Annotated in this window: 22 protein-coding genes; 11 read left to right on the top strand and 11 right to left on the bottom strand. The window is 61.9% G+C overall.

Annotated elements, in window-relative coordinates; all coding sequences use genetic code 11:
* Positions 1–2: 2 nt before the first annotated feature.
* A complete protein-coding gene (locus SKTS_RS04585) occupies positions 3–536 on the top strand; it encodes a peroxiredoxin (protein WP_173060988.1) in 534 nt (177 codons plus the stop codon).
* 32 nt (positions 537–568) lie between these two features.
* On the opposite strand, the gene SKTS_RS04580 is transcribed toward SKTS_RS04585, so the two are convergent.
* Positions 569–2,476: a potassium transporter Kup gene (locus SKTS_RS04580; protein ID WP_425315639.1), complete on the bottom strand. Its 1,908-nt coding sequence runs from the start codon at positions 2,474–2,476 to the stop codon at positions 569–571.
* Positions 2,477–2,876: 400 nt separating this feature from the next.
* Between SKTS_RS04580 and SKTS_RS04575 the strand changes: the two genes are divergently transcribed.
* Both SKTS_RS04575 and SKTS_RS04570 read left to right on the top strand, forming a co-directional pair.
* Positions 2,877–3,563, top strand: coding sequence for a transglycosylase SLT domain-containing protein (locus SKTS_RS04575; protein ID WP_173060985.1), 687 nt, complete (start codon positions 2,877–2,879; stop codon positions 3,561–3,563).
* 100 nt (positions 3,564–3,663) lie between these two features.
* Entirely contained in the window at positions 3,664–4,404 is a 741-nt protein-coding gene (locus SKTS_RS04570) for a sulfotransferase family protein (RefSeq protein ID WP_173060982.1), read from the top strand.
* A gap of 78 nt (positions 4,405–4,482) precedes the next feature.
* Here the strand turns inward: SKTS_RS04570 and SKTS_RS04565 are convergent, their stop codons facing one another.
* From SKTS_RS04565 to SKTS_RS04530, 8 genes are all read right to left on the bottom strand, one after another.
* On the bottom strand, positions 4,483–4,965 hold the full coding sequence (locus tag SKTS_RS04565; RefSeq protein WP_173060979.1) for a GNAT family N-acetyltransferase: 483 nt from the start codon (positions 4,963–4,965) through the stop codon (positions 4,483–4,485).
* Positions 4,934–5,245, bottom strand: coding sequence for a type II toxin-antitoxin system TacA family antitoxin (locus tag SKTS_RS04560; RefSeq protein WP_173060976.1), 312 nt, complete (start codon positions 5,243–5,245; stop codon positions 4,934–4,936). Before SKTS_RS04560 ends, SKTS_RS04565 begins: the two co-directional genes overlap by 32 nt.
* Before the next feature lie 98 nt (positions 5,246–5,343).
* On the bottom strand, positions 5,344–7,158 hold the full coding sequence (locus SKTS_RS04555; protein ID WP_244617435.1) for a hypothetical protein: 1,815 nt from the start codon (positions 7,156–7,158) through the stop codon (positions 5,344–5,346).
* A gap of 15 nt (positions 7,159–7,173) precedes the next feature.
* Positions 7,174–8,841: a thiamine pyrophosphate-binding protein gene (locus tag SKTS_RS04550; RefSeq protein ID WP_173060970.1), complete on the bottom strand. Its 1,668-nt coding sequence runs from the start codon at positions 8,839–8,841 to the stop codon at positions 7,174–7,176.
* Positions 8,842–9,089: 248 nt separating this feature from the next.
* Positions 9,090–10,091, bottom strand: a complete 1,002-nt coding sequence (locus SKTS_RS04545; protein WP_173060967.1) for a catalase family peroxidase — start codon at positions 10,089–10,091, stop codon at positions 9,090–9,092.
* A gap of 32 nt (positions 10,092–10,123) precedes the next feature.
* Complete coding sequence (locus SKTS_RS04540; RefSeq protein WP_173060964.1) at positions 10,124–10,930, bottom strand: anti-sigma factor family protein; 807 nt, start codon at positions 10,928–10,930, stop codon at positions 10,124–10,126.
* On the bottom strand, positions 10,927–11,427 hold the full coding sequence (locus SKTS_RS04535) for an RNA polymerase sigma factor (protein ID WP_173060961.1): 501 nt from the start codon (positions 11,425–11,427) through the stop codon (positions 10,927–10,929). Before SKTS_RS04535 ends, SKTS_RS04540 begins: the two co-directional genes overlap by 4 nt.
* An 8-nt stretch (positions 11,428–11,435) precedes the next feature.
* Entirely contained in the window at positions 11,436–11,822 is a 387-nt protein-coding gene (locus SKTS_RS04530) for a COG4315 family predicted lipoprotein (protein WP_173060958.1), read from the bottom strand.
* Between the two features lie 339 nt (positions 11,823–12,161).
* On the opposite strand from SKTS_RS04530, the gene nifV reads away from it, so the two are divergent.
* The 7 genes from nifV to SKTS_RS04495 all read left to right on the top strand — a co-directional run bounded on the left by nifV (position 12,162) and on the right by SKTS_RS04495 (position 17,819).
* Positions 12,162–13,283 carry a homocitrate synthase gene (gene nifV, locus SKTS_RS04525; protein WP_173060955.1) on the top strand — a complete coding sequence of 374 codons (1,122 nt, stop codon included), beginning with the start codon at positions 12,162–12,164 and terminating at the stop codon, positions 13,281–13,283.
* Between the two features lie 14 nt (positions 13,284–13,297).
* Complete coding sequence (gene nifW, locus SKTS_RS04520; RefSeq protein ID WP_173060952.1) at positions 13,298–13,642, top strand: nitrogenase-stabilizing/protective protein NifW; 345 nt, start codon at positions 13,298–13,300, stop codon at positions 13,640–13,642.
* Positions 13,643–13,663: 21 nt separating this feature from the next.
* The gene (locus tag SKTS_RS04515) at positions 13,664–14,512 is read left to right on the top strand and encodes an electron transfer flavoprotein subunit beta/FixA family protein (RefSeq protein WP_173060949.1); all 849 of its coding nucleotides are present in this window, start codon (positions 13,664–13,666) and stop codon (positions 14,510–14,512) included.
* Positions 14,513–14,679: 167 nt separating this feature from the next.
* Positions 14,680–15,762: an electron transfer flavoprotein subunit alpha/FixB family protein gene (locus SKTS_RS04510; protein ID WP_173060946.1), complete on the top strand. Its 1,083-nt coding sequence runs from the start codon at positions 14,680–14,682 to the stop codon at positions 15,760–15,762.
* Between the two features lie 136 nt (positions 15,763–15,898).
* A complete protein-coding gene (locus SKTS_RS04505) occupies positions 15,899–17,200 on the top strand; it encodes an FAD-dependent monooxygenase (RefSeq protein ID WP_173060942.1) in 1,302 nt (433 codons plus the stop codon).
* Entirely contained in the window at positions 17,197–17,484 is a 288-nt protein-coding gene (locus SKTS_RS04500; protein WP_173060939.1) for a ferredoxin family protein, read from the top strand. The genes SKTS_RS04505 and SKTS_RS04500 overlap by 4 nt, the downstream gene beginning before the upstream one ends.
* A gap of 11 nt (positions 17,485–17,495) precedes the next feature.
* Positions 17,496–17,819 carry a (2Fe-2S) ferredoxin domain-containing protein gene (locus tag SKTS_RS04495; RefSeq protein WP_173060936.1) on the top strand — a complete coding sequence of 108 codons (324 nt, stop codon included), beginning with the start codon at positions 17,496–17,498 and terminating at the stop codon, positions 17,817–17,819.
* A 242-nt stretch (positions 17,820–18,061) separates the two neighbouring features.
* Here the strand turns inward: SKTS_RS04495 and SKTS_RS04490 are convergent, their stop codons facing one another.
* Both SKTS_RS04490 and SKTS_RS04485 read right to left on the bottom strand, forming a co-directional pair.
* On the bottom strand, positions 18,062–19,438 hold the full coding sequence (locus tag SKTS_RS04490; RefSeq protein ID WP_173060933.1) for a 3'-5' exonuclease family protein: 1,377 nt from the start codon (positions 19,436–19,438) through the stop codon (positions 18,062–18,064).
* The gene (locus tag SKTS_RS04485) at positions 19,435–21,726 is read right to left on the bottom strand and encodes a Tex family protein (RefSeq protein WP_173060930.1); all 2,292 of its coding nucleotides are present in this window, start codon (positions 21,724–21,726) and stop codon (positions 19,435–19,437) included. The genes SKTS_RS04490 and SKTS_RS04485 overlap by 4 nt, the downstream gene beginning before the upstream one ends.
* Before the next feature lie 171 nt (positions 21,727–21,897).
* Between SKTS_RS04485 and SKTS_RS04480 the strand changes: the two genes are divergently transcribed.
* Positions 21,898–22,902 carry a DUF3800 domain-containing protein gene (locus SKTS_RS04480; protein ID WP_173060927.1) on the top strand — a complete coding sequence of 335 codons (1,005 nt, stop codon included), beginning with the start codon at positions 21,898–21,900 and terminating at the stop codon, positions 22,900–22,902.
* Positions 22,903–23,050 lie beyond the last annotated feature (148 nt).

The raw sequence follows: 23,050 nt of genomic DNA, 5'->3' as shown, positions 1-23,050 counted from the left end.
CTATGAAATGGCTATTGATTTTCCTCGCCTTGTTCGCGGGGGCGTTTTTGTGGATCAGGTTCAGCCAGGCAGGTGATTTGCCGCAGGTCGGGCAGACAGCACCCGCTTTCCGACTGCCCGACCAGGACGGGAACAGCCGCGCCCTTGCCGACTATCAGGGCAAATGGGTGGTGCTGTATTTTTACCCGAAAGACGACACGCCGGGCTGCACCCAGGAAGCGTGCCTGTTTCGCGACGATCTCCACAAGCTGACGCGACTGGGCGCGCAGGTAGTCGGCATCAGCGTGGACGATTCGTCCTCGCACGCGGAATTCGCCCGGAAATATCACCTGCCGTTTCCCCTGCTGGCGGACAAGAGCGGCGCGGTGGCGGAGAGTTATGGGGCGCTCATGAACCTTGGCCTGGTCAAGTTCGCCAAGCGCTACACTTTCCTGATCGATCCGCAAGGAAGAATCGCCAGGATCTACCTCAAGGTCGACACCTCGCGCCATTCCGGCGAGATCATCGAGGATCTGACACGCCTCAAGGGGCAGTGAACATCAGGCTCATTCCCGCTCAGGGATGAGCGCTAAAGCACGATCTGCGTCCCCAGCTCCACCACCCGGTTGGGCGGGATATTAAAAAAGCTGGCCGCGCTGCCGGCGTTGCGGAACATGCCGATGAACAGCTTTTCGCGCCACAGGCTCATGTCCGAGTTCAGCTTGGGAATCAGCGTCTCGCGGCCGAGGAAGTAGGACGTGCTCATGGCGTCAAAGACGATGCCGAACGACGCGCAGCGCTCCAGTGCCTTGGGAATGTCCATTTCGTCCTTGAAACCGTAGTTGACGATGATGCGGAAGAAGCCGTTCTCCAGCGTTTCCGCCGCGATCTGCTCGGCTTCCGGCACGTGGGGCACATCCTCGACGCGCACCGTCACCACCGCCACGCGCTCGTGCAACACCATGTTGTGCTTGAGGTTGTGCAACAGGGCGTGGGGCACCGCGTCCGGGTTGCCGGAAAGGAACACCGCCGTGCCCGGCACGCGCAGGATCGTGCCCGGGCCAACCCCCTCGATGAAAGGCGGGAGTGCAATGGCTTCGCTGGCCATGCGTTCGCGCAACAGCCGGCGTCCGCGTTTCCAGGTGCTCATCAGGATGTATACGCCGAAACCGAACACCAGCGGGAACCAGCCTCCGTCCTCGATCTTGATGGCGTTGGCGGCGAAGAAGGCCAGGTCGATCACCAGAAAAATCGCGAGCAGCAAGCCGCTCTTGAGCAGCCCCCACCCCCACAGATTGCGCACCACGATGAAAGCCAGCAGGGTGGTGATCACCATCGTGCCGGTCACGGCGATGCCGTAAGCCGCGCCGAGGTTGGTGGAACTGCGGAACCCCAGCACCAGGGCGATCACGGCGAGCAATAGCGACCAGTTGATGCCCGGCAGGTAAATCTGCCCGATCTCCCGCTCCGAGGTGTGCTGCACTTCCATGCGCGGCGCGTAGCCCAGCTGCATGGCTTGGCGGGTAATCGAAAACGCGCCGGATATCACCGCCTGCGAGGCGATCACCGTGGCCGCCGTGGCCAGCGCGACCAGCGGGTAAAGCGCCCAGTCCGGCGCGAGATGGTAGAACGGATTCTGGATTGCGCCCGGGTCTTCAAGCAACAGGGCGCCCTGGCCGAAATAGTTGAGCACCAGGGCGGGCAGGACGAAGCCGAACCAGGCCAGCTGAATGGGCTTGCGGCCGAAATGGCCCATGTCGGCGTAGAGCGCCTCGGCACCCGTGAGCGCCAGCACCACCCCGCCCAGAGAGAGAAAGCCGACCAGGGGTTTGGCGGCCATAAAAGCAAGCGCATACATGGGATTGAGCGCCCTGATCACGCTCGGTTCATCCATGATGTTGACGATGCCCAGCAGCGCCAGGGCGCCGAACCATACCACCATGACCGGCCCGAACAATGCGCCGATGCCGGCCGTGCCCTTGCGCTGGAAGGAGAACAGGGCGATCAGCACGCCAATGGTGATAGGGAGCACATAGGCCTTGAGCGCGGGGGTGGCCACTTCCAGCCCTTCGACGGCGGAAAGCACCGAAATGGCCGGGGTGATCACGCCGTCGCCGTAAAACAGCGCCGCCCCGACGATGCCGGCCAGCATGATTCCCGTGCGCTGGTGGGAGTCGTGCACCTTGCGCAGCGCCAGCGCCATCAGCGCCATGATGCCGCCCTCGCCGCGGTTGTCGGCGCGCATGATGAAAGCCACGTACTTGATCGACACCACGATCACCAGCGACCAGAACACCAGGGACAGGATGCCCATCACGTTATCCGGCGTAATCGGCACGGGATGCACGCCGGCGAACACCTCCTTCATGGCATACAGCGGGCTGGTGCCGATGTCGCCGTAAACGATTCCCAGGGCGGCCAGGGCAAGGGGGCCGAGGCGGCCATGCGCGGCAGGCGGCGTCTCGTGTTCGCTTGTTGACAGAACAGTTTGCTGCAATCCGTCTCTCCTCTTCTTTACAAACCCGTACACCTCGGCCGGTCAATACTCAGGCACTTTTATCCTGCGACTGGATAGCGGCAGGAAATGCCCTGTACACAGCGTGCGATTGCCTGGTGTGGTTCAACCGGCTCGATAGGTGCGGCAGTATACGCCCAGCTATGACTGCAAGCTACCTGCTGCGCCACCCCGGCGTTTCGCTGCGTTTTTTTCCAGATAAGCCCTGATTCCGCACGACAAAATCAGCAAAACTGCGTATTGAGTGGCAAGAAGCCAGCCCTCATCATGGCAGGCCGTGTCCATGAAAAACCACCACCGTAGGAGACAGGACGATCTGGACAGAGATCGACAACGCTGGATCACAGCAAGGAAGTGCGCAGACAGGGTTAAAGGAGAGAGTATGGATGCATCAACCTCGCTCAAACACCGAATGGCGCGAAACGCCAATGCCATCGTTAACTTCGTGCAAGTCAGTCTGCTGATATCCGGACTGATGCTTTTCATTATCACTTTCAACCGTTCAATCGAACAACTTGCCATCATCGACGCGAAGCACAAGACCGAGGTGGAATACCGCGTCGCAGCACCGCTCGACATCGCGCCAGCCGATCCGGCCCCGGAAACGTTGACACCGAAAATGCACGCCGCGCTCGGCTACGTTTCACAGCGCTACCGGGTATCCGCCGCCGCGCTCGAACCGATTTTCGCGGCAGCTCAGCTGACAGGGCGGAAGCTCCGCCTCGACCCGCTGCTGATCATCGCCGTCATCGGCATCGAGTCGCGCTTCAACCCGTTCTCCGAAAGCAGCAAGGGCGCGCAGGGTCTGATGCAGGTGATGCCGCGCTTCCACCGGGACAAACTGCCGGAGGGCGCAGGACAGCTGTCCTTCTTCGACCCAGTCGTCAATGTCGGGGTCGGCGCTCAAGTGCTGGAGGAATCGATCCGCCGCAACGGCGGGCTGGTCGCGGGACTGCAGCAGTTCGCCGGCGCGCCCGACGACGAGGAACAGGCCTACGCCACCAAGGTCATGGCCGAAAAACAGCGCCTGGAACAGGCGGCACGCGCAGGCGCCACAAAGGATGCATGAGCAAATATAGGATCAATAACCAAGGGGCACTGCACCTACGAACTGATCTCCGAATGCTAGACTTGCAGCTATCCAAGCGACCTGACCTCTCTCTATTTGCATGAATGCATCGTCCGAACGCCACGCCAGAATATTCCTGCTGAGCCATATGCGCGCCTTTACCACGCTGGCCGGGCATATTCTCGGCTCGCACCCGCAAATCAACGGCTACTATGAAATGCACATCAGCTATGAGGACGCATCGGCGCTGGACAGACAGCTCGATGTGTTCCGGGAAAGCGACGCGCTCAAGGCGAACAGCCATTACCTTTTCGACAAACTGCTGCACAACGACTATCTGCTGAAGCCCGAGCAACTCGGCCCGGCGAATACAAAGATACTGATCTCGCTGCTGGAACCGAAACACACGATCAAAAGCATCGTCCATCTGTTTGCCCAAAAGGAGATCGATGATCTTTACGCCTCTCCCGTCGAGGCGGCGAACTACTACATCGCGCGCGTCCAGGCGCTCGCCGACTTCGGCCGGACCGCCAGTCAGCCCTATTACTATTTCGATGCCGAGCTGTTCCAGCGCGCGCCGGAGGTACTGCTAGCCAGACTATCGGACTGGCTGGAGCTGGATTCGCCGTTGAGCGAGCGCTATGAAATCTTCAGCCATACCGGGAAGACCAGAAAAGGCGACTCGTCCGAGCGTATTCGTAGCGGAAGCATCGACAGGACACCGGTCGATTACTCGCATATCGCCATTCCGGAGGATGTGTTGCGCAAGGCGAAAGAGGTTTACCGGGAATGCCGCAAGGAGATTATCCGGAATGCGGCGGATTCGGTTAGCTTGCGTTAGTAGAGAGACCAGAGGATGACCAACGGTCAGCTTTCAGGCAATGTAGCGTTCTGCGACGGGCACAGGTTAACCGCCTATTTAACCTACGACCTTTGCCGACAGGAACAACAGCAGCGGGTTATCCGGCGATGCCTCAAAGCCGAAGCGCCGGTAGTACCCTGCCGCCTGCGCATCGAGCGCATCGACGAACAGGCCGATTCCGCCTGCCTCGGTGTAGATACGCCGCGCCCGTGTCAGCGCATCGATCAGCAGCAGTTCGCCCAGCCCCTTGCCCTGATATTGTCTGTCGACAGCCAGTCGGCCCAGCCGCACGCCCGGTATGCGGCGCGGCAGCTTCTTGCGCCAGGCTTCCGGTAGATGCTGGCTCTCCAGTTCGGCCAGCGTCAGCGCGTAATAGCCGCAGATACGGGCTGGCGCTTCATTGCGAATGGCGACGAAGGTCTTCGATAGCCCCTTGTCCTGATGCTGATGAGCGACCTGCCGCAGCCAGTCGTTCAGTTCCTGGCGGCCGCAGTCGAACTCCCGCCGGTCATGGTTCCCAGCTAAAGGCAGTACCTTCATCGTCTCGCTTGGCCTTCTGGTAACGCTTCAGGGCAGCCTTCAGCTTGGCATTCGGCTTGGGCGGGTTTTCCATCAAGTCGAGCAACCAGTTCCAGTCGCGTGGCGAAAGGCGGATAACCTCTTCCCGCTCGATGACTTCCTGGGCCTCTTTCAGTGCAGCCTGCACCAGAAACTGATTGACCGTGGCACCCGTCAGTTCGGCGGCACGGCACAGGGTTTCATACACCTCGTGGGGCACTCGAGCGCCGATGCGATCCTGTTTGGCAATGGCGGTTCCCATCATCACCTCCTGCGTTGATTTGATTGGCACAGTGTATCACTGTCGCCAAAATGGCGCCAACAATTCAAACACCGAATTGCTGCTTGTTCAGTGCTTTCTTAAAACAACCTATCCCAGGCATCCCGCTCCGCCCGGTAATTCACCAACGCCTCGACTATCTGCCGTTTGCGCTGGGCGCGATGCTCGGCTGACTGGATCTGGCGCCAGGCTGGCGCGTGTTCGCCGAAGTTGCGCTCGATGTTGTCGATGAAGGCCTGGACTTGCCGCAAGGCGAGCGCCAAGTCGGGCGAGCGCAACCACCAGTGTCCGGCGTTGAACACGAGCTCGTGCAATCGCTGGTTCTTCTCGACGATGGCTTCATGCTTTTGCCGGTACAGCGCCAGCAGTTCGGCCTCTTTCCGGGCGATGACCGCCTCGATCGCGTCCTGGGGGAAGGGCCGCTTTACCTCCGCCTGCTTGACCAGTTCTTCGGTCGAAAACAGCATCAGGTCACCGAAGAACTGGCGCTCGAATTCGTCGGACAGGTCGACGCTCTGCTGTTCCCCGTCCAGTTCCACGCCGGGGCGAAAATCATCGTCCAGTCCCGCCTCGGTGGTGCGGCGGTGCAGGTTGGGCATGTTGCAGGAGGCGAAACGCCCGGCAATCTCGGCGGCGATCAGCCGCCCTGCCGTGGGGCCGGACATGCGCAGGCGCAGGTGGCCGAAGGGGATGACGTATTTCAGCCCGGCGTAGTTGACGACGTAATTGCCGGGATAAACCGTGCGCGCGGGGGTGAGTCGGGTGAAGCCGTCGCCGTAGGAAAACCAGGTCTTGCGGAAGAGGTGTTCGCCGAAGAAGAAAGCGTTCAGGCGCCGCGCGAAATCGGTCAGACACGCGCCGTGGTCGTGCTTGCCGGGGAGCCGGCATCGGTAGGGAAACGTCGCCACCCGGTTCTCAAAGCCGAACAGTCCGGCCAGGTCGTGGTAGGCGGCGTCGCCCGCCAACGGCCCCTGCGCGCCGTGAAAGCGGCAGGCCTGGTCGCCGGCCAGGGTGGCCAGATCGGTGAAGAAGGCCGTCACGTCGTCGAGGAAATTGCCCGCCATCACCGAGGGCGAGACGGGCGGGTCGCCCACCATCTTGCCGGTGAGCATCAGGGTGTCGGTGGTGCGGAAAATCTGGTCGATGGCGTGAAAATAATTCAGCGCGTACACCGCCTCTTCGCCGGATTCGGTCTGCCGGTTCACGCAAAAATGCTGGTCGCTGTCGACCAGGTAATACAGCGTCCTGTCCTTGTTTTCCGTCAGTTGCAGAAACTTCAGGTAGCTGAGGTTGCGGTTGGCGGCCTGTCCCTTGCGATAGAACTTTTCCCTGGGCTGGGTGGTGAGCAGATGGCCCAGGCGTTCGCGCTGCTGGGGAGGCAGGATTTGCAGCAGTTCGTACTGTTCGTCCAGCCCGAAATGAAAGACCTGCAGGCCTTTCTGCCGGTATTCCTCCACCAGCTCGATGTGCCGGCGGATGTTGTTTTCATCGCGGCTGTCCTCGGCAACGATGATCTTGATCCTGTCCCACGCGCCTGAGCTGTTGCCGCCATAGTTGAACAGCGTGCAGAGCTGGTAAATGCTTTCCAGACAGGCACGCAGGTGGGGCGGGCGGTCCGCCACCGGGATGCTGAGGATGAAGCGATGGCGGTCATCTGTCGGGCGTTGCCGGATCAGCGCTTCCTGCTCGCGGAACAGGGCCTGGTAGCAATCCAGCAGCGGGTGGAAATCCACCTCGCTGGACCACATCGCCTGTTCCAGCAAGGGGTAGCACTGTTCATACAGATCAATCAGCGCGTCGGTCGATAGGGAAATGCCTTGCAGCTGCTTGCCGAGATCGGCCAGGCCGGGGATGGCGGATTGGTAGTGCGCGACACATTCCTGCAAGCGCCGCATAACGGTTTCCTTCATCTAGCGTCGAGAAGAATAATTCGGGTACGCATCCTGATCGAGCTTGATCTCGATGAGGTTGATGCCGTGGCGAAAATCGATCGCATCCAGCTTCGCCAGGTCCTGCGCGTTTTCCACCCGGCAATGCTTGATGCCGAAGGATTGCGCCAGCAGCGCATAGTCCGGGTTGGTGAAATCGCAGTCGATGAAGCGGTCCTGGTAAAGATGGTGCTGGTTCTTGCGGATCAATCCCATGGTGTTGTTGTTGAACAGGACGATGTTCAGCGGGATGGCGTAATTCACCGCTGTCATGATCTCCATGGCGCACATCTGGAACCCGCCGTCACCGAGCATGGCGAACAGCGGCAGGTCGACTTCGCAGCCGGCGCCGATGGCCGCCGGGATGGCGTGGCCCAGCGAGGAGATGCCGGTGTTGGGGTAGAACCGGTCCCTGGCGGACACCCGGTAGAAGTTCTGCGCGAAAACGATGTTGTCGTCGAACATGACCAGGCCGTCCGGAAAGCGCTGTTCCAGCCAGGCATAAAAGGCGCGCACGTGGTCGAACTGGCGGTTGAAAATCGTCTCGCCGGCCGCAGCGGAGCGGGCTTGTGCGTCCGCGATGAAAGCGGCGATATCCACCGGGCCTTTCGCCGCCACCTGTTGCGCCTGAATGGCCGAATCCAGCGCCTGCAGATAGATGCCGAGGTCGGCGTGCACCGCGAGGTCGGCGTGGAAGACCTTTTCCAGTTGCTGGGCGCTGTTGTCCACCTGGATGAGTTTCTTGCCCGCCAGCAGATGCGGGTCCCAGACGTAGCTGGTTCTTTCGTTGAAGCCCGCTCCCAGCACCAGCACCAGGTCGGCTTCCTGTTCCAGGTAGCGCATGGCGTAACCGCCGGAGGTGACGCCGAGGCTGCCCAGCGACAGCGCGGAGCGTTCGTCGACCGCGCCCTTGGCCTTGAGGCTGCTGGTCACCGGAATATTGAGACGCTCGCTGATGCGGCGCAAATGTTCCTGCGCGCCCGAACGGATACAGCCGTAGCCTGCGACGATCAGGGGGCGCTTCGCCGCGCGGATCAGCTCCACGCTCTTGTCGATGTATTGCTCGGCGAGCACGCACTCGCCGCTCATGCGCGTGAAGGAAATCCGCTCCAGGATGGACGCGTCCGCCATTTCCTTCTGCACGTTATAGGGGATGCTCAACACCACGGGGCCGGGCGTCTTGGAAAGCAGATGCTTGGCCGCCTGGTTCAGCACCGTGGGCAGGTAATCCGTGCGTTCGATCAGTTTGTGGTAGCGCGTGATGCCGGCGAACAGCGCGACCTGGTCGATGCTGCCGCCCTCGCCCGAGCTTTCCTGCAGCCCGCCCTTGCCGAAAAACTGGGTCGAGGTTTCCCCGGTGATGATGAGGATCGGCTGCCTGTCCGCGAAAGCGTTGGCGACCCCGGTGACCAGGTTGGTGGCGCCGGGGCCCGCGGTGGTGATGCAGGCGCCGATCTTGCCCGTCGCCCGGGCATAGCCGCCGGCCATGAAGGCCGCGCCCTGTTCGTGCTTGACCAGCACGCTCTTGATGTTGGAGTCGTAGAGGCTGTCGTAGACCGGCAGGATATGCGCGCCAGGCATGCCGAAGATGGTGTCTATCCCCAGGCGTTCCAGGAACCGTACGATTAATTCACTTACCGCTATTTTCATGTCGTCTCGTCATTGCCGGCATTCTTTGGATCCCGTGGTATGTCGCGTCGGGTAGTCATAAAACAAGGCTGCAGGGCCGGGAAACGGATTTTAACTGAACCTCCCGATCTTTGGGGTCTCGACTCATGAAATGGGAAAATCAAGCGATAAGGGCAAATCGGTCGAACTGCGCCACGCGCCAAGCAAAAAGACAACCGCCCCGAAGGGCGGCTGTCTTTATCGGTTCAACTCCGCCCAGAAAGAATCCGTTACAGCTTCCCGAGCCGTTTGGCAAATGAAACCGCATAAGCGGGTGAGCGGAACAGGAGCACGGGGTCATCGGTCGGGGCAATGCCGTCAGCCATGACTAGCGGGTCGAAGTTGATGGGTTCGCACACGGCGCCTTTTTGCGGCATGGCGGCGTTGATGGTGAGCGTGCCGACTTTCACCTTATTGCGCGCCTCCGGCCAGGCCAACGTGGGATCGTTTTCGGGATCGCCGGCTTCGCCGATCGAGACCACCATATCCCAACGCACCGGGCCTTGCTCGGCACGGCTAATCAGAGCCTGTTCCAGAAAGTTGGGGCCGCTGGTTTTAAGCGCCTCATCCGACAGTCTCTTTTCCCCATCCTGAGGCACAAATTGCCATCGCACGAGCGTCGTCTTGTTTTTCCTGTTTATGAATTTGAAGGTATGGATGCCGAAGTAGGAACTGTTGGCGTAACTCACGGGAGGATTGTTGTTGGCCAGAAACTGAGTCTGCGCAAGATTGTCCGGGTGGCTGTCCTTGAATGCTTTCATCTTTTCCGGATCGGGTTTGCCGGTGGTCGGGTCTGGCCGCATGGCAAGCGTCAGATCGAGGAAGGTTTGCGGCGACGCGGCGCCGAAAACAGGCGTATTGAGCATAGTCATATGGTGTAGCCGGCCGCCGGGCAATTTGAATTCAAGCGCCATGCCACGCGGATTCTTGGCGGTATCGGGCACTTTCGGATTGCCGCCGGCGAGGGAAAATCGCGCGATGACCGGCACCGGTTTTCCGGAAAACAAGGCTGAACGAGTGTAGCGCGCCGCGTCCTTGTTTCCGACGAATTCACCCGTTGCACAGGTGCCCTTGATGTGGTTGCGACGCTCGCCCGGCGTCACGCCAAAGGTGCTTTCAAGGGCGGCGACCACCCGGTCGGGCGCTACCTGGGTTTCGGCGGCTATGGCCAACGGGCCACCGAGGGTTAGCAGGCCGGCAAGCGCGTATTGCGGCAAAGTGTTTTTCTTCATTTTTATACCTTTTTTGATTGTGTTGAGGTGTGCTACTGGTGCTCGAACTGGCTGTAAACCGCGGTCGCGACGCGCGCCAGTTTGTCCCTGTCGATACCGGCCGAGATGGCGTAACCGAATTTGCCATCGACCCAGTAGAAGACATTGACCGGGCCTTCCTGCGCGAAGCGGAAAGCGGTGTCGTGGTTGGCGGTGTTTTCGATGGAGACGTAGAGCGTCAGTCGCTGACCCGTGGCATCGTGGTACATGAACTGAGCGACGGGGCCGCTATTGCCGGGCAACAGGCGTCCGCCGATCAGCTCATAACCGAGTGCCCCCAGCTTGGGCGGATGCACCGGCGTCCCGAGCCGTTTGGAAAGCCAGGCGACGAGTTGGTCTTCATTCTCGGCGCTGATTTCAACCGGGCGGCGCACGTCGGGACTGAAAACCACATGCGCGATAGCGGCTTGCCGGGGCAGCTGCGCCATTTGCGCCCAGCGTTCTGGCCGAGGATATTGATCATGCGCCAGCCAGCCGGCAGCGCCGCTGATCATGGCAATCGCGATGCCGGCAGCAAAGCGTTGCGGCGACCAGCGCGGCAAAAATGGCGTTGCTGGACGATCGGTTGCCGCGATGGACGGCGGCGATGCCAGCACACGCAACTTTTCCGGCAGCGGCTCGTCGAGTACCGGGTTGAACATGGCTTTGAGCGCCATTTTCTGGGCGAGAAAGGCACGCACGCGCTCGGCTTCTTCCGGGTGAGCCGCCAAGTAGTCCTCAACCTCGCCGAGACGTTCTTCAGGCAGGGAATCATCGACATAGGATTGCAGGTCGGCTTCGGTAACGGGACGTTTGCTCATCGCACCACTCGCAGCTTGGTTGTCGGCTGCCAGCCATCCATGATCACGCGCAATCTCTCTCGACCGCGTGACAGGCGTGACATGACCGTGCCGACGGGGATGTCCAGCAACGCTGCAATTTCCGCATAAGTCATGTCTTCAAGCGCGACAAGCAGCAGAACTTCGCGCTGTTCGTCCGGGAGCTGGCACAGGGCGGATTCGAGATCTCTCACTTCCAGTTTGTCGGCCTGCGTGGGACGCGTCGGCATCTCGAAACCATCCTCGTCGATGGAATGCGTGGGTGGCGTTGAGCGGCGCAACTGGTCGATCCTCAGGTTATGCATGATGCCGAACAACCAGGCGCGCATGTCGCTACCGGCACGCCACTGAGAAATGCGGGACCAGGCCCGCTCCAGGGTGTCCTGCACCAGGTCGTCGGCCGCCGCGCGATCGCCGAGCATCGCCCGCGCATAACGTCGCAGCCGGGGAATCTCGGCCAGAATCGCGCTGCTTTCCACTCTTCGGCCTAGGGCTTGGCGACGTGCCAGACATTGTTGAAACCATCGCCGGACTTATCGCCCGGCTTCTGGTCCTTGGACCAGTAATACAGTGGCTTGCCCTTCAACGACCACTGTTTCTTTCCGTCGTCGCGGATAATGATGCTGAAATCGCCTTTGGCGGAGTCGCCATCCATCGCGTACAGCGGCGGCCAGTTGGCAGCGCACGGGCCATTGCAGGCGCTCTTGCCGCTGCCGGCGACATCCTTGTCCAAGGTGTAAAGCGTCATGCCGTTGGTGCCGACGAGCACGCCACTGGACGCCATGGCAGGCGCGGCAGGCCGGGTTTCGTAGGCAGCGCAAGCCGCGAGCGTGGCAGATAGCAACAGGGCGAGGGCCAGGTTATATAACTTCATGTGATCTCCGTGGGGGTTTTGGGAACTTATAGCTGTATAAACGGAATCCCCCCGACTTTTATTCCAACGTTCGTAAAATAATCACGTAACCAATGTTTCGCTCATACGCATAAACCGACATTGTCGCAAACCCGACAAACCGCTCCATTTTTACACCATCCGCTAAGCACATGAAAAACAACAGCTAATAACAACCTTGCCGCTTGGCACGCCCCTTGCTGAATACAGGGCGCAGACAAGTGAGCGGAATGCGGCAACCCCTACCCTCACCCCTGCCCTCTCCCAGTGGGAGAGGGGGACGAAGAATCGCTTCGCGACTTTCTGATTGGGAGGTGCAACATGGTAACCATCAACGATACGACCCTGCGCGACGGAGAACAGAGTGCCGGCGTGGCCTTCACCCTCGAGGAAAAAGTCGCCATCGCCCAGGCGCTGTCCGATGCCGGCGTACCCGAGCTGGAAATCGGCATCCCGGTGATGGGCGAGGAGGAGCGCGATGTGATCCGCGCCATCTCCGACCTGTTCCTGCCCGCCAGCCTCATGGTGTGGGGCCGCATGCAGGATGCCGACCTGCGCGCCGCGGCGCATTGCGGCGCCGACATGGTCAACCTCTCGATCCCGGTTTCCGACCTGCAGATACAGCACAAGATACGCAAGGACCGCGCCTGGGTGCTCGACGCCATCCGCCGCTTCGTGCCGGCCGCGCTCGACCTCGGGCTGGAAGTCTGCGTCGGCGGCGAGGACGCCTCGCGCGCCGATCTGGATTTCCTGCTGCAGGTGGCGGAAACGGTGCAGGAAGCCGGCGCGCGCCGCCTGCGCATCGCCGACACGCTGGGCGTGCTCGACCCCTTCGCCACCCATGAACTGGTCCGCTCCCTGCGCTGCACGGTGGACATCGAAATCGAGATGCACGCGCACAACGACCTCGGTCTCGCGACCGCCAACACCCTCGCGGCGGTCAAGGCAGGCGCGACGCACGTCAACACCACCGTCAACGGCCTGGGCGAGCGCGCCGGCAATGCGCCGCTGGAAGAAGCGGTGATGGCCCTGCACCACCTCTACGCCATGGACACCGGCATCGACGCCCATCGCTTCCCGCAGATTTCCCAGCTGGTGGCGCAGGCCTCGGGCCGCCCGATCCCTGCCAACAAAAGCATCGTCGGCTCGGCGGTGTTCACCCACGAATCCGGCATCCACGTGGACGGCCTGATGAAGAACCGCGCCAACTACCAGAATTTCGACCCCGCCGAAGTGGGCCGCAGCCACCAGCTGGTGCTCGGCAAGCACTCGGGAAACAAGGCCGTGATGCGCGCCTACGAAGACCTCGGCATGCCGGTCGACGCATGGCAGGCCGGCCCCATCCTGGCCAGGATTCGCCGCTACGCAGGCATGGCCAAACGCACGCCGGGCATCAGCGAACTCAGGCAGTTTTATCGGGAAACCCGCGGCCAGCCGGCCTAATTAGGAAAAACACCATGAACGCACTTTTCGAACAGATGATCACCCTGGCCTCGGCCGAGGAGTTCCTCGACTTCTTTCACCTCGAATACGACCAGACCGTGGTCAACGTGAACCGCCTGCACATCCTGCAGCGCTTCCACCAGTACATGCGCCAGACCAAGGGCCTGGGCGAGATGGAAGAGGTTCTGCAGCACGACACCTGCCGCGAGCTGCTGGCGCGCGCCTACCAGGATTTCGTCAACTCCAGCGCCGTCAAGGAAAAGGTCTTCAAGGTGTTCCGCGACGCCGAAGGCATCAAAACCGTATCGCTCGACAGCCTGCGCGACGCCATGCCGGCGCGCGGACTCAAGGCCGCTTAAGTAATAGGAAGGAAGCCCACCATGCATATCGTCGTCTGCATCAAGCAAGTCCCGGACAGCGCTCAGATCCGGGTGCATCCGGTGACCAACACCATCATGCGCCAGGGGGTGCCGGCCATCATCAACCCCTATGACCTGTTCGCGCTGGAAGAGGCGCTGCGCCTCAAGGACAAGCACGGCGGCACGGTCACCGTGATCACCATGGGGCCGCCGCAGGCCGAGGGCGCGCTGCGCAAGGCGCTGTCCTACGGCGCCGACGACGCCATCCTGATCACTGACCGCGCCTTCGCCGGGGCCGACACGCTGGCCACCAGCTTCGCGCTGGCGTCGGCGATCCGCCAGATCCAGAAGAACATGCCGGTGGACATGGTGTTCACCGGCAAGCAGACCATCGACGGCGACACCGCCCAGGTCGGTCCGGGCGTGGCCAAGCGCCTGGATTTCCAGCTGCTGACCTACGTCTCCAAGGTCTCCTCGGTGCTGCCGGAGCAGGGGCAGATCGTGGTCGAGCGGCGCGCGGAAGGCGGCGTGCAGCTGCTCAAGTCGAAGCTGCCCTGCCTCATCACTATCCTCGAAGGCAACAACGAGATGCGCTTCGCCACCATGCCCAACATGTTCCGCGCCGCGCGCCACCCGGTGAAGATGTGGAACCGCGAGAGCGCCGGCATCAGCGACGACGACCTGGTCAAGATCGGCCTCAAGGGCTCGCCGACGGTAGTGAGCAAGGTCTTCGCCCCGACGCCGCATACCGACCCGGCGGAGATGATCGAGGTGGAAAGCGGCAATCCCAAGGATATCGCCGACACCGTGCTGGCCAAGATGTTTACCCGCTTCCCGGCGGTGGCCAAAGAAATCGCCAAGCGCGCATAAACATAAACCCGTAATTCAGGCCACAGAGAACACAGAGGGCACAGAGATGAGGCAAATTCCGCACGCTTTGCTAGTTGGGGCAACGAACCGCTCATCCCTGCATGCCGCATTTTCTCTGTGGCCTCTGTGATCTCTGTGGCTAAAGAATTTAGATAAAGGAGCCAATCATGAGCGAAGCACCAGCCAAAAAAGGCAAAAAGAAATTCGAGCTCGACCCCCGGCTCGCCAGTTACAAGGGCGTGTGGGTGTTCGTCGAACACGAGCGCGGACAGGTCCACCCGGTCTCCTGGGAGCTGATGGGCGAAGGCCGCAAGCTCGCCGACATGCTGGGCGTGGAACTCGCCGGCGTGGTGATGGGCGCCCCCGGCGACGAGACGCGCCAGTTCTGCGACGAGGCGTTCCGCCACGGCGCCGACCTGTGCTACCTGATGCAGGACGACATCCTCAAGGATTACCGCAACGAGCCTTTCACCAAGGGCCTGACCGACATGGTCAACGCCTACGAGCCGGAAATCCTGCTGCTCGGCGCCACCACCCAGGGACGTGACCTGGCCGGCAGCGTGGCCACCACGCTCAAAACCGGCCTCACGGCGGACTGCACCGGCCTGACCATCGACCCCGACAACCGCAGCCTGGCCGCCACCCGCCCGACTTTCGGCGGCAGCCTGCTGTGCACCATCGTCACACTCAACTACCGCCCGCAGATGGCCACGGTGCGGCCGCGCGTCATGGCCATGCCGGAGCGCGACGGCAGCCGCACGGGGCGCATCGTCGAACATGCGCTGGGCATGATCGAACAGTCCATCATCACCAAGGTGCTGGAGTTCATCCCCGACGCCAACCAGGACAAGCCGCAGCTCGCCTTCGCCGACATCATCGTGGCGGGCGGCAAAGGCATGAAGCGGCCGGAGAATTTCCAGCTCATCTGGGACCTGGCCAAGGTGCTCGGCGCCGAAGTGGGCGCGTCGCGCCCGGTGGTGCAGGCCGGCTGGGTCGACCTGGAGCGCCAGGTAGGCCAGTCCGGCAAGACGGTGCGGCCCAAGCTCTACATCGCCGCCGGGATTTCCGGCGCGATCCAGCACCGCGTCGGCATGTCCGACTCGGACTGCATCATCGCCATCAACAACGACCCCAACGCGCCGATTTTCGACTTCGCCACCTACGGCATCGTCGGCAACGCCATGACCATCCTGCCCGCGCTCACCGAGTCGTTCCGGCAAGCGCTGGCGACGGCGCGCAAGGCGGGGTGAAACATCATGGGAAAGGCATATAACCACGGAACACACGGAGTACACGGAAGGGAAACGCATGATTGCTTTTCTCCGTGTATTCCGTGTGTTCCGTGGTTAACAGATTTTCAAGATTCAACAGTTTCAGGAGAAATCCATGAGTGAAAAATTCGACGCAATCGTGGTGGGCGCCGGTCCATCCGGCAACGCCGCCGCCTTTACCCTGGCCAAGGCCGGGCTCAACGTGCTGCAGCTGGAGCGGGGCGAAAGCGCCGGCTCCAAGAACGTGCAGGGCGCCATCCTCTACGCCGACGCGCTGGAGCGCATGATCCCGGATTTCCGCGACAGCGCACCGCTGGAGCGCCACATCATCGAGCAGCGCATGTGGGTGATGGACGACGACTCCTTCATCGGCACCCACTACCGCTCCGAGGGCTTCAACAAGGAACCCTACAACCGCTACACCATCATCCGCGCCCAGTTCGACAAGTGGTTCTCGGGCAAGGTGCAGGAAGCGGGCGCGCTGCTGGTGTGCGAGACCACCGTCACCAGCCTGCTGCGCGACGACAAGAACCGCGTGGTGGGCGTGCAGGTCGACCGCGAAGGCGGCACCATCTACGCCGACGTGGTGATCCTGGCCGACGGCGTCAATTCCCTGCTGGCCAAGAAAGCCGATTTCCACCCCGAACTGGAGCCGAAGAACGTCGCCCTGGCGGTGAAGGAAATCCACTTCATGCCGCAGGAAGTGCTGCAGGAGCGCTTCAACATCGGCGAGGAGGAAGGCGTGGTGATCGAACTGTTCGGCAAGATCACCAACGGCATGATGGGCACCGGCTTCCTCTACACCAACAAGGAATCCATCGCGATCGGGGTGGGCTGCATGCTGTCCGATTTCAAGGACCAGCAAACCACGCCCTACGCCCTGCTGGAGCAGCTCAAGGAGCATCCCTCCATCAAGCCGCTGCTGGCCGGCGGCGAGATGAAGGAATACACCGCCCACCTGATCCCGGAAGGCGGCTACAAGGCCATTCCCAAGATCTACGGCGACGGCTGGATGATCGTCGGCGACTCGGGCATGTTCGTCAACGCGGTGCACCGCGAAGGCTCCAACCTGGCCATGACCACCGGCCGCCTCGCGGCCGAAACGGTGATCGAGATGAAAACCGCGGGCAAGGACATGACCTCCGCCAACCTGGCCGAATACCGCAAGAAACTGGACGAGAGTTTCGTCATCAAGGACCTGAAGAAATACCAGGAAATGCCGGAAATCTTCCATCACAACCGCCAGTTCTTCACCACCTACCCCGAGCTGGTCAACCGCTCGGCCCACAACATGCTGCACGTGGACGGCGTGGACAAGAAAACCAAGGAACGGGAGATTTTCTCCAGCTTCAAGCAAAAGCGCTCCCTGTTCGGCCTGATGGGCGACGCTTACAAACTGTGGAGGGCTTTCAGATGATCAAAGTCGAGGAAAAACTGTTCCAGAACCGCTACCGCGTCGACGCGGGCCGGCCGCACGTCAACATCAGGCAGCCGGACGTCTGCGCCCACGAGTGCAAGACGCAGCAATGCACCGTGTGCTGTCCCGCGGGATGCTACACCCTGGAAGGCAACGGCCGCGTGGTGCTGATCTCCGACGGCTGCCTGGAGTGCGGCACCTGCCGCATCATTTGCGACGAACACCGCAACGTGGACTGGGAATACCCGCGCGGCGGCTACGGCATCCTGTTCAAGTTCGGCTAAAGGAAAACATCATGGCAAAACCCGAAAAACACCTTTTCGTCTGCAACCAGAACCGTGGCCCCGGCCACCCGCGCGGCTCCTGCACCCAGTCCGGCTGCGCCAGCGTGATGGACGAACTCATGTTCGAGTTCCAGAAGCGCGACCTGATGGGCAAGTTCCAGATCACCGTCACCGGCTGCCTCGGCCCCTGCGGCTCGGGCCCGAGCGTGCTGGTCTACCCGGAAGGGGTGATGTACGGCCGGGTCGGCAAGGAAGACGTGGCCACCATCATCGACGAGCACCTGATCGGCGGCAAGCCGGTGGAAAGGCTGACGCTTCCCGCCGAACTGTGGTGAACCGCATGCCAGTCAAATGTAGGGTGGGTTAGCAACCCACCAAGCGTTGCGCAGCAACACAAAGCCCTTGCTGGTGTGTGCCTGACGGCACGTCCGGTGGGCTATTAGCCCACCCTACATTGCTACATTGTCATTCCTTCCCCTTCAAGGGGAAGGTCAGGATGGGGATGGGGTGAGCCGCCGGCGCATTGGCAACCCATCCCCACCCAGCCTCCCCCCTTGAAAGGGGAGGAGCAGACCGGCTAACCGACCGCCTGCATACGCTCGATGAACTTGCTCAATATCTTGTAGGTATCGCGCTCGAAGCGCGGCCGGGCGCCTTCCAGCAAGGCCTCGACCTCGCCCTCGGCGCGCGCCGTGCCGAGGTAGCACCAGCCGTCGACCACGTGGGCTTCGCGCACGTAGCCCTCTTCCCCTTCGAGCAGCAGCGCCGCGCCTGGGAACGGCCAGGGCGTGGTTTTCAGCTTGGCCAGCGCCGCCATGAGGCGGGCGCTGTGCAGCGAAACATCCTCCTTCCCCACGCACGCGCCGAGGCAGCGGCCGGCTTCATGGGCCGAGCAAGGCGCGCCGGGCGGCAACGCCTCCAGCTCCAGCACGGAGAGGCAAAGGTGGTGGGCGCGGGCGAGGTCCTGCAGCCGCTTGCGCGCTTCCTTCTGCGAAGAAAACAGGCCGTAGAGGTTTTCATCGCGCGCGAAATCCGCTTGGTCGGCAAATACCAGCTCGGGCACGAAGCGGCCTGCTGCCTGCTCGACCAGGCGCCAGGCGCACAGCTCCTCATCGCCGTGGCGCGCCGGGCGGTTGTGCGCGGGATGCAGCCTGCGCAGCAGCGCCGCTTCCTGCAGCAGCGCACCGACCGGCCCGGCGCTTTCGATCCACTCGACCCGCCTGATCTCCGCGCAGAGGGCGGCATCCCCCGGCGCGGCGAAGTGCGCCAGCACGCGCTTCCTGACATTGCTGCTCTTGCCCGCGAAGAGCGGCGCATCGTCCGCGCCGTAGAAAATATAAACACCGTGGCCCTGCGGCATTTCCTCCACCAGGCCGGCATCCAGTTGCGGCGGGACGACGGGCTGCGCGGTGAGCAGGGTCACCGCATCGGCGATGGTTTCGTGCGGCAGGTCGCAATGGATACGCTGCCAGAACTGGTGGATCAGCTGCGCGTCGGCCAGCGCCCGGTGACGCCCCGCCGCGGACAGCCCGTAGCGCTCGATCAGGGTGTCCAGGCTGTGCTTGAAGTGCTGCGGGAACAGCTTGCGCGAGAGCTTGACCGTGCACAGCACCGTGGCGCGGAAGTCGTAGCCGGCGCGCTTGAATTCGCTGCGCAGGAAGCCGTAATCGAAGCGCGCGTTGTGGGCGACGAACAGCCGGCCCTGCAGCCGCGCCAGCACTTCTTCCGCGAGCTCGGCGAAAGTCGGCGCACCCGCCACCATGGCGTCGCTGATGCCGGTCAGGCGCTCGATGAAGGACGAGATGGGCACGCCCGGATTGACCAGGCTGCTCCATTCGCTCACGCCCTCCACGCTGACCTCGACAATGCCGATTTCGGTGATGCGGTCCGTCGCCGCCGTGGCGCCGGTGGTTTCGAGGTCGACGAAGACCAGCGGGATGCCTTCGTGCGTCATCTGCGCAACTTGGCGAGAGCCGCCGCCATCGCGCCTTGCGGCTGCGCAGGCGTTTCGCGGCGCGGCGGCTTGCTGTCGCGCCGGACCTCGCTGCGCGCTGCCGGGGCGGCGGGCTGCTCGGACAGGCGCATGGTGAGCGCGATGCGGCGGCGCTTTTCGTCCACCTCCAGCACCTTCACCTTGACGATGTCGCCCGCCTTGACCACGCTGTGCGGGTCCTTGACGAACTTGTCGGCCAGCGCCGAGATGTGCACCAGGCCGTCCTGGTGCACGCCGATGTCGACGAAGGCGCCGAAGTTGGTGACGTTGGTCACCGCCCCTTCCAGCACCATGCCGGGCTGCAGGTCCTTGAGGCTTTCGATCCCGTCCTGGAACACGCCGGTCTTGAACTCGGGACGCGGGTCGCGGCCGGGCTTGTCCAGTTCCCTGAGGATGTCCGTCACCGTGGGCAGGCCGAATTTGTCGTCGGTGAACTTGCGCGCGTCCAGGGTTTTCAGGAACGCGCTGTCACCGATGACCTGCCGCAGCTCGCGCCCGCTGGCGTCGAGGATGCGCTGTACCAGCGGGTAGGCTTCGGGATGCACGCCGGAGGCGTCGAGCGGGTTGGCACCGCCGGCGATGCGCAGGAAGCCCGCCGCCTGCTCGAAGGCCTTGTCGCCGAGGCGCGGCACGCGCTTGAGCTCGGCGCGGCTGGTGAAAGCGCCGTTGCTGTTGCGGAATTCGACGATGTTGCGCGCGAGCGCGGACGACAGGCCGGACACCCTTTCCAGTAAAGGCTCGGAAGCGGTGTTGACGTCCACGCCCACGGCGTTGACGCAGTCCTCCACCACCGCGCCCAGCCCGCGCGCCAGCTCGGACTGGTTGACGTCGTGCTGGTACTGGCCAACCCCAATTGCCTTGGGGTCGATCTTCACCAGCTCCGCCAGCGGGTCCTGCAGGCGACGGGCGATGGAGACCGCGCCGCGCAGGCTGACGTCCAGCTCGGGGAATTCGTTGGCGGCGAATTCCGAGGCCGAGTACACCGACGCTCCCGCTTCGCTCACCACCACTTTCTGCAAGTTCAGCTCCGGGTGGCGCTGCATCAGCTCCGCCGCGAGCTTGTCGGTTTCGCGCGAGGCGGTACCGTTGCCGATGCTCACCAGTAAAGCGCCGTGTTTTTTCGCCAGCGCCGCCAGCACCGCGATGGAACGGTCCCAGTCGTTGCGCGGCACATGGGGATAGATGGTGGCGGTATCGAGCAGCTTGCCGGTCGCGTCCACCACCGCCACCTTCACCCCGGTACGCAGCCCCGGATCGAGGCCGATCACCGCCTTGGGCCCCGCCGGCGCGGCCAGCAGCAGGTCGTGCAGGTTGCGCGCGAACACCTTGATGGCCTCGGCCTCGGCGGCTTCGCGCAGGCGCGTGACGAGCTCGGCTTCGAGGTGGGTGGAAAGCTTCACCTTCCAGGCGAAGCGCACCACTTCCAGCAGCCAGCGGTCCGCCGCGCGCTGCAGATCGGCGATGCCGAAGCGCCTGGCGATGGTGCTTTCGCACGGGTGCGGCGTGTTGCGCGGCGCGTCCTCGTCGCCCGCCACCAGGGCGAGGTGCAATATCCCCTCGTTGCGCCCGCGCAGCAGCGCCAGGGCCCGATGGGAAGGGACGTTGCGGATCAGTTCGCGGTAGGCGAAATAGTCGGAGAACTTCGCCCCCTCCTCGGCCTTGCCTTCCTCCAGCGTGGACTTGAGGGAGGCTTCGCGCCACAGGTGTTCGCGCAGCTCGCCCAGCAGCTCGCCGTCCTCGGCGAACTTCTCCATCAGGATGTAGCGCGCACCGTCCAGCGCGGCCTTGGTGTCCGGCACGCCCAGTTCGGCGGAGATATAGGCAAGCGCGCTCTGCTCCGGGTCCAGCTTCGGGTTCCCCAGCAGCGCCAGCGCCAGCGGCTCAAGCCCCGCTTCGCGCGCGATCTGGGCCTTGGTGCGGCGCTTGGGTTTGTAGGGGAGATAGAGGTCTTCCAGCGTCATCTTGGTTTCGGCGCCCTGCAGCGCGGCTTCCAGCTCCGGTGTGAGCTTGCCTTGTTCGGCGATGCTGCCGAGGATGGCGGTGCGCCGCGCTTCGAGTTCGCGCAGGTAGCGCAGGCGCTCTTCCAGGTTACGCAACTGGGTATCGTCGAGGCCGCCGGTGGCTTCCTTGCGGTAGCGCGAGACGAACGGCACGGTGGAGCCGTCGTCGAGCAGTTGGACAGCGGCGGAGACCTGGTTTTCGCGCACGCCCAATTCTTCGGCGATGCGTTGGGTGATGCTTTTGATCATGGGAGTAGGGGTGGGGTGAATGGAATGGGTATTATACGGAATGGGCGGGGTTGCGTTGCAGATTGGGGTGGCATGTACGTGCAGACAGCGAATGCAACGCACGACCTCACAATGCTTTTTGCCAGGTTATATTTTAATTTTGACATCACTATTCATTAATCTCGAGCCATCGTGAACGTCTATATCGACGAGTCGGGATCGTTTGTGAACGCGTCAACCATTGGCAAGTGGAATGCCGTGGCTGCGCTCGCCGTGCCAGAGGCAGGGAGAAAGAAGCTTGACGTCCTCGTTCGACAACTGAAGCTGCAAAGCGCTGGCCCGGCCGCCAAAGAGGTCAAGCTCAATGAAGTCCGTGAAGACCACTATTTCCGATTCTTGGCCGCAGTAGCAAAACTCAACGCAATTGTGTTTTGCACGGCAACAGACGCCGGACGCAACACCCATGAACGTGTTGCCGAGCATCAACAGTTTCAAGTCAATGGTGTGCTGAAACACCTCGATAAAATGAGGTACGAAGGGGGACGTCGCGGTGTAGAACTGATGGCGTCTCAACTCAGAAATCTATCGCCGCAGTTATATGTGCAGCTTGTCTGCCAGATCAATCTGATGTACGACGTTGTCAGTCGATCAATTTTGTATTTTGCCCAACAAAACCCAAGCACTCTCCGCGAGTTCAGGTGGCGAGTCGATCAGAAGAATAGTGCTCGACCCGACTTCGAGGAAGCATTTGAAAAGCTTAGCCCTGCTTTGCTTCAAAGCAGATCGATTGAGGAACCCATCATGATGGTGCGAGGCTTCAACTACAGCTTCATGGCTCAGTACGAATACCCTGATGGAAAGCCTCCTGAATACCTTAGGGAGGACTACGGCATCGAGGTAGAAAACGCCTTCGATATACAGAAGCTCGTCCGAGGAAACATGACGTTCATGGACTCAAAAGACTCACCTGGCATTCAGGCGGTCGACCTCATTGTCTCTGGCATCAGGCGCTGCTTACGTGGGGGTTTTTCCCGCAATGAGCTTGCGTCGATTTACCTTGGAAAGCTGATGCTACAGGCTGTTCACAATGGCCCATCACTTAACCTTGTCACATTTGGCGCTGAGGCACCGCTCCCGATGGAGACCGATCGCGTTGTGAAACTTATGTCAGCGAATAGCCGACAAATGATCAAGTAGCCAGCGATAAGTCAGGAAATCAAAGGAGTCAACTTCGGATTACTTTTGTGACTGGTATGATTTTGTTCGCTTCGCGAGAATGTTTGATTGCCGGGGGCAGCCCGGCGGCTGGTTACCTTTCTTGCTTCGCCAAGAAAGGTAACCCAAA

The organism is Sulfurimicrobium lacus (assembly GCF_011764585.1).
GTDB classification, from domain to species: Bacteria; Pseudomonadota; Gammaproteobacteria; order Burkholderiales; family Sulfuricellaceae; genus Sulfurimicrobium; species Sulfurimicrobium lacus.
This window is presented reverse-complemented; position numbering and strand designations above follow the sequence as displayed.

What these genes read in the sequence shown, in the direction of transcription:
- SKTS_RS04585 (WP_173060988.1), top strand. Translation starts at nt 3, where the DNA reads ATGAAATGGCTATTGATTTTCCTCGCCTTGTTCGCGGGGGCGTTTTTG.
- SKTS_RS04575 (WP_173060985.1), top strand. Translation starts at nt 2,877, where the DNA reads ATGGATGCATCAACCTCGCTCAAACACCGAATGGCGCGAAACGCCAAT.
- SKTS_RS04570 (WP_173060982.1), top strand. Translation starts at nt 3,664, where the DNA reads ATGAATGCATCGTCCGAACGCCACGCCAGAATATTCCTGCTGAGCCAT.
- SKTS_RS04565 (WP_173060979.1), bottom strand. Translation starts at nt 4,965, where the DNA reads ATGAAGGTACTGCCTTTAGCTGGGAACCATGACCGGCGGGAGTTCGAC.
- SKTS_RS04560 (WP_173060976.1), bottom strand. Translation starts at nt 5,245, where the DNA reads ATGGGAACCGCCATTGCCAAACAGGATCGCATCGGCGCTCGAGTGCCC.
- SKTS_RS04555 (WP_244617435.1), bottom strand. Translation starts at nt 7,158, where the DNA reads ATGCGGCGCTTGCAGGAATGTGTCGCGCACTACCAATCCGCCATCCCC.
- SKTS_RS04550 (WP_173060970.1), bottom strand. Translation starts at nt 8,841, where the DNA reads ATGAAAATAGCGGTAAGTGAATTAATCGTACGGTTCCTGGAACGCCTG.
- SKTS_RS04545 (WP_173060967.1), bottom strand. Translation starts at nt 10,091, where the DNA reads ATGAAGAAAAACACTTTGCCGCAATACGCGCTTGCCGGCCTGCTAACC.
- SKTS_RS04540 (WP_173060964.1), bottom strand. Translation starts at nt 10,930, where the DNA reads ATGAGCAAACGTCCCGTTACCGAAGCCGACCTGCAATCCTATGTCGAT.
- SKTS_RS04530 (WP_173060958.1), bottom strand. Translation starts at nt 11,822, where the DNA reads ATGAAGTTATATAACCTGGCCCTCGCCCTGTTGCTATCTGCCACGCTC.
- nifV (WP_173060955.1), top strand. Translation starts at nt 12,162, where the DNA reads ATGGTAACCATCAACGATACGACCCTGCGCGACGGAGAACAGAGTGCC.
- nifW (WP_173060952.1), top strand. Translation starts at nt 13,298, where the DNA reads ATGAACGCACTTTTCGAACAGATGATCACCCTGGCCTCGGCCGAGGAG.
- SKTS_RS04515 (WP_173060949.1), top strand. Translation starts at nt 13,664, where the DNA reads ATGCATATCGTCGTCTGCATCAAGCAAGTCCCGGACAGCGCTCAGATC.
- SKTS_RS04510 (WP_173060946.1), top strand. Translation starts at nt 14,680, where the DNA reads ATGAGCGAAGCACCAGCCAAAAAAGGCAAAAAGAAATTCGAGCTCGAC.
- SKTS_RS04505 (WP_173060942.1), top strand. Translation starts at nt 15,899, where the DNA reads ATGAGTGAAAAATTCGACGCAATCGTGGTGGGCGCCGGTCCATCCGGC.
- SKTS_RS04500 (WP_173060939.1), top strand. Translation starts at nt 17,197, where the DNA reads ATGATCAAAGTCGAGGAAAAACTGTTCCAGAACCGCTACCGCGTCGAC.
- SKTS_RS04495 (WP_173060936.1), top strand. Translation starts at nt 17,496, where the DNA reads ATGGCAAAACCCGAAAAACACCTTTTCGTCTGCAACCAGAACCGTGGC.
- SKTS_RS04490 (WP_173060933.1), bottom strand. Translation starts at nt 19,438, where the DNA reads ATGACGCACGAAGGCATCCCGCTGGTCTTCGTCGACCTCGAAACCACC.
- SKTS_RS04485 (WP_173060930.1), bottom strand. Translation starts at nt 21,726, where the DNA reads ATGATCAAAAGCATCACCCAACGCATCGCCGAAGAATTGGGCGTGCGC.